This is a genomic window from Microcoleus sp. Pol12A5 (genome assembly GCF_036701435.1).
Classification (GTDB): domain Bacteria; phylum Cyanobacteriota; class Cyanobacteriia; order Cyanobacteriales; family Microcoleaceae; genus Microcoleus.
In genome coordinates this window covers 1-4891 of sequence record NZ_JAUBQU010000218.1, presented here as the reverse complement: position 1 = coordinate 4891, position 4891 = coordinate 1, and the positions used below count along the sequence as shown (strand labels likewise).

The following is a 4891-nucleotide window of genomic DNA, read 5'->3' as shown; positions in this document are numbered from 1 at the left end:
ATCCTCGAATGCAGGAACCTCGCTCTGTCTTGAAATCTAAACGGAGGGCGTGATTGAGACTTTTTCAGTGCCATTGGGCTATAATCTTGAAAAAAGCTACGCTTGTGACGACCGCCTAAAAGCTTTAATTTTATTGATAGCTTTGGCTTAGAGTTGGACTATTTTACAGGGAGGTAAGTTTAAGCTTAGGGGAATTCCGAAATACATCGGTCGCCTGATTGAGTGGAAACGAGCGCAACGCCGTCATAGTAGTTTTTGGATTGGATTATATGGTCAATTGTGGGCGCAACGAAGCGGAGGGAGTAGGGATGGATTTTTGCCATGTAACTATTGCGGAATTGATGAAAATTAGACGCAATAAGCTCCCATTCTTTCAGAAGGGTTTGAGGGCTATGTCCTTGATTTTATCAAGCTTTTGACGGGGTTGTCACCCCGTCAGGTCGATGTACAATGCAAAATAAGTAAATCAAGCTAATTAAACGTAAAACGATCGCCCTCTTAGATCCCCGACTTCTTAAATAAGTCGGGGTGGTAATTATATCAAGACTTAAGAAAGAGTCTTGCGAGCACGTTCCGATCGCTCTTCTGCGGTATCCATAACATCCGCCATTTTATCCACCATTTCCCCGGGATAATTTTCCAGTACCCGAGTAGAAAGAGAAATCCGGCCGCGACTTTCATCGAGGTCAAGCACAATCGCTTTCAGGGGTTGACCGGGAGCAAACACCTTGCCAAGGTTATCAATATATTTTTGGCTGACTTGCTTGATGTGCAGCAAACCGCTAACTCCTTCCAAGTCCACAAACACGCCAAAAGGCTTGATGCTGCTGACTTTTCCTTCCACCAACTGACCAATTTGCAAATCCTTGAAGGCATTCGATTGAGTCGCCATCCGCTGGGAAAGTACGAGTTTTTCTCGTTCGCGATCGACTTCCAAAAAATTAACGCTCAAAGATTGACCGATCAGCGATTCTAGGTTATCGCGGTCCACTAAGTGCGATCGGGGAATAAAACCGCGCATTCCCTGAACATCTACTGTCACGCCGCCCTTATTCGCCCCAGTAACCAGCACCTGAAGAACTTTACCGGTTTCCTGCAAATCAATTAAATCTTCCCAAGCTTGCTGAATTTGTAACTGCCGCAGAGACAAGGTAACTTGGCCATCTGCATCTTGTTCGCGGATAATCAAAAAGTCCCGTTCCTCGTCCAGCGGAACCACTTCCGACAAATCCGTTACTGTTCTCAAAGCAGCCTCTTCGATCGGCAAAAAAGCCGAAGACTTGCCACCGATATCAACATACGCGCCGTTTGAGTCGTACTCGAACACTTTGCCGCGCACTACTTGTCCCTTCTGGAACTCGTAATTGTGCTGTTCGAGGGCTTTAGCAAAATCATCCATTGAAAAGGATGGTTTTGCGCTTTGAGAACCTGTAGATTTGGAATTCATGTCAGTTTAGTTGTCAGTTGTCAGTAATTTAGTTGGCAGTCGTCAGTAGAAAAAATTTTCCCACTCTCCCCATCTCCCTATCTCCCCATCTCCCACTCTCTAAGCTGGTTGAAGTTGCTGATGAAATAGCTGCTTCACCTGCACCCACGAGTCGGCTGCTGCCGTAGCGTCGTAACTGCCGCGGTGGTCGCAGAAGAAGCCGTGATCGGCATTGTAGCGGAAAATTTGGTGAGAAATACTGTGTTTTTGCAATTCTGTGGCGATTTGGTCAACTTGTTCTAAGGGAATGCTGGGGTCTTGAGTGCCAAAAAAGGCGTAGAGAGTGCCTTTAATGTCTGCTGTGCGGGCGATCGTGGGGGTGCCGCCGCCGGGGGTTTGGGTGGCGATACCGGCGCCGTAGAACGACGCTGTAGCCTTGATGTCGGGCAAAGTAGCGGCAAGGTAGGCGACGTGTCCTCCAAAGCAGAAACCAATGCAGCCAAAACCTTCTGGTTTGACAGAGGGTAGAGTTTTGAGGTAATTGATAGTGGCTTGGATATCGCCCAGAAGTTCGGAAGCTGTGGTTTTTTCTTTGTATTCTCTGCCGATTTGGATGGCTTCGGGCGTGTAGCCGGTTTCAAAGCCGGGGGCTTGACGCTGGTAAATGGCTGGGGCGATCGCCACATATCCTTCTTTTGCTATTCTTTCAGTAACTTCGCGGATGTGCGAGTTGACGCCAAAGATTTCTTGAATTACGATAACAGCAGGAAATTGCCCTAGGGAGACTGGCTGGGCTAGGTATGCAGCTATTTGCAAATCCCCGTTAGGAACTGTGATGTTTTTGGTGCTAATTTCGGCTTTTGTCATAGGGAGTTTTAAGGTAAATGCCACTCTACTGATTTTAAGTTGACTTGGGAATTTTTTAGGCAATTCTGCAATTATATCTTTCGGGACCGCGCAGCGCAAATAGTGCAAATATGCCAGGTAAAAATTCGCTATTTATTGAAGGTTTAGGTTGGGCTGAATAATTCGGGGTGGCTCATCCCTAGCAATTAAGAGATATAAAGTTTCGGTAAAATGTAAGTTTTGATAAGTGGTTTGCTCAAACACAGATTTTGATAAGCCTAGGCTTGAAAACATTTTATTTTGATTGTTCGTGAGATTTTTTAGATATAGCCTTTATCAAAAAGATGAGGTACAATAACAGCAGTGAGTAAACCAATCTCAAATATTTTTGCTCTGTAACTTCATTAAATGCAAAGTCAATGGCTTTTGCTAACTGTCTAAAAGGGAGACAATATAAACTATAATTTTTACTGTTAGGCAGTTTCAGCCTACTTGAGCAGCCAAAAAATTATTGATAAATTCTTAATAACCAAAAGCTAATGACAATGAATTTTAAAATTCCTGAATTTTATATGATTCAGCTTAGAAAGTATTTAAGTCTAGCTGAATTATTGATGTTAAAGCTCTTAATAATCGTCATTCAAGCCCAAAGATATGTAGAGTTAGGGAAACTCGCCTCTGACTTACCATTACCTATCACTTATGAAAGTCGTCGTAAAAAAATTCAAAGATTTCTGATGCTTCCTCAACAGACTGTGGAAAAAATCTGGCGGGTTCTTATTACAGATTTATTAAATCTTTATTTTCCCCCTACTGATAGTCTTCATATAGCCATTGATAGAACTAAATGAAGCCAGTTTAATTTTCTAAGAATCAGTATAATTTGGGACAAAAGAGAGATTCCTCTATATTTTGAGCTCTTACCGAAAAAAGGAAATAGTAATTTTCAGCAACAAAAAGCCGCTTTCACAAAATATTACCAATCATTAGAAACTATCGAATAGTCATTTTAGGAGACCGAGAATTTTGTTCGGTTATTTTAGGGAACTGGCTTGACGAACAAAAAGTCAATTTTTGTCTGAGGTTGAAAAAATCCGAATACATTCTCCGGGAAGGAGAAATGTGGGTAGAATTAAAAAATTTAGGAATTCGACCGGAAATGTCTTTATTTTTATCCGGAACCAAAATGACAAAATTTAAAGGATTTAAAGCTAACGTCGCTTGTAAATGGAAAGGAAAATATCGCGGAGTCACAGTCAAAGAAGGATGGTTTATATTAACTAAATTAAAAACTTTAAAAGCTGCTATAAGCGCTTATAAACAAAGATTTGATATAGAAAAAATGTTTAGAGATTATAAAAGCGGTGGCTATAACATTGAAGATGCCCAAGTATCAGAACCCAGGCTATTGACCTTAATGTTGTTAGTAAGCATTGCTTATACAGCGACAATTATTGAAGGAAAATTAGTCAACAAAATGGGAGTGCAAAAATATGTAGCTCGTCCCAAACAACCCAAACGTATTTATCGTTCGCACAGTACATTTCAAGTGGGTATGCGAGCGAAAAATTGGGTAATCTTTATGGATATTTGTCAAGAATAAGTGAGATAATATATTAGTTTACACCCCAATAAACGGTCAAATTATCAAATAGGTAAAATGGCGGCAAAGCTTATCAGAACTGTATTGTAGCCATTTTTGTCACCCTTTCAGGTCGCTTCAATATCCCGATGAATTGCATATTATTCAAGTCGATAATGCTCCAGGTCATCTTTTAATCACATCTGAATTACCAGACAATATTATTTTACTATTTCAACCTCCTCATTGTCCTGAAGCAAATCCAACAGAAAGATTATGGAAATACATCAAAGGGTTTTTAGCTAAGTTAGTCTTCAGTAATCTTGACGAACTCCGTGTAAAACTTCAGGAAATATTATCATATTTAACAAATCATGTCATTGGTTTTCTAACAGGATTGTCTGGGATTTTACAGTATTTAACGTCAGTTCGGGTTAAGCCGAAGGACGCAAAAGCCAGTCTAACTGAAGAGAAGGCTTTTTAGGTTGGTGACAGTAGGCAATCAAGCCACATAGAACGTTAATGCAGAAATTGACGGGACTGCGATGACGGGAATGCTCAATTTGAGAAATATTCTTGAGTTGGTCAATAATTGTCTCGATGATGGCTCGTTTACGGGATAGAAACTTATCATGGAGTCGCATCAGCTTGTTCTTCATATTGCGACGAGGTTTAGCGAAAAATTCAATGTTATAGGAGGTCAGAAGTTCCTCCACTTCTAGCTTTTGAGACATAGCCTCGATCTCCAAACACCTTGCCACTCAAGGTTTTGAGCAAGTCGGGAACGGGCTTTCGATCATCTACATTCCCAGGGGTCAGTTGAATGTTAAGCAATTCTCCCAACTCATTCACCACTAAGTGGAGTTTAAAGCCAAAGAACCAATCGACCGATGTTTTGCCCCTCGCGGCCTGGTCGGTGAAGACTCTATGCTGTCGAATTCGAGGATTGTGACAGACTTGGAGTTTGGTCGAATCAATAAAGCTGATACCAGTACATTGGCCAAAGCAATGCTTCAAATAAGCACACAGAGGGACTA

3 protein-coding genes and 2 pseudogenes are annotated in these 4891 nt (G+C 41.4%); 2 read left to right on the top strand and 3 right to left on the bottom strand.

The genetic code is table 11. The features are described 5' to 3' along the window. Nucleotides 1-547: 547 nt before the first annotated feature. On the bottom strand, nt 548-1447 hold the full coding sequence (locus tag QUA45_RS27895; protein WP_333101226.1) for a S1 RNA-binding domain-containing protein: 900 nt from the start codon (nt 1445-1447) through the stop codon (nt 548-550). Between the two features lie 99 nt (nt 1448-1546). Beyond that, complete coding sequence (locus QUA45_RS27890; RefSeq protein WP_333101228.1) at nt 1547-2293, bottom strand: dienelactone hydrolase family protein; 747 nt, start codon at nt 2291-2293, stop codon at nt 1547-1549. Between the two features lie 524 nt (nt 2294-2817). Here QUA45_RS27890 and QUA45_RS27885 point away from each other — a divergent pair. Beyond that, nucleotides 2818-3965, top strand: a pseudogene (locus QUA45_RS27885) (IS4 family transposase). A gap of 43 nt (nt 3966-4008) precedes the next feature. Next, nucleotides 4009-4338 (top strand): hypothetical protein, encoded by a 330-nt coding sequence (locus QUA45_RS27880; protein ID WP_333223111.1) that lies wholly within the window; start codon nt 4009-4011, stop codon nt 4336-4338. Here QUA45_RS27880 and QUA45_RS29325 read toward each other — a convergent pair. Then, nucleotides 4289-4871: pseudogene (locus tag QUA45_RS29325) on the bottom strand (IS982 family transposase). The gene QUA45_RS27880 and the pseudogene QUA45_RS29325 overlap by 50 nt on opposite strands. Nucleotides 4872-4891: the final 20 nt, after the last annotated feature.

Bases quoted from the DNA above. Each gene is read 5' to 3' on its own strand.
- QUA45_RS27895 (WP_333101226.1), bottom strand. From the start codon at position 1,447: ATGAATTCCAAATCTACAGGTTCTCAAAGCGCAAAACCATCCTTTTCA.
- QUA45_RS27890 (WP_333101228.1), bottom strand. From the start codon at position 2,293: ATGACAAAAGCCGAAATTAGCACCAAAAACATCACAGTTCCTAACGGG.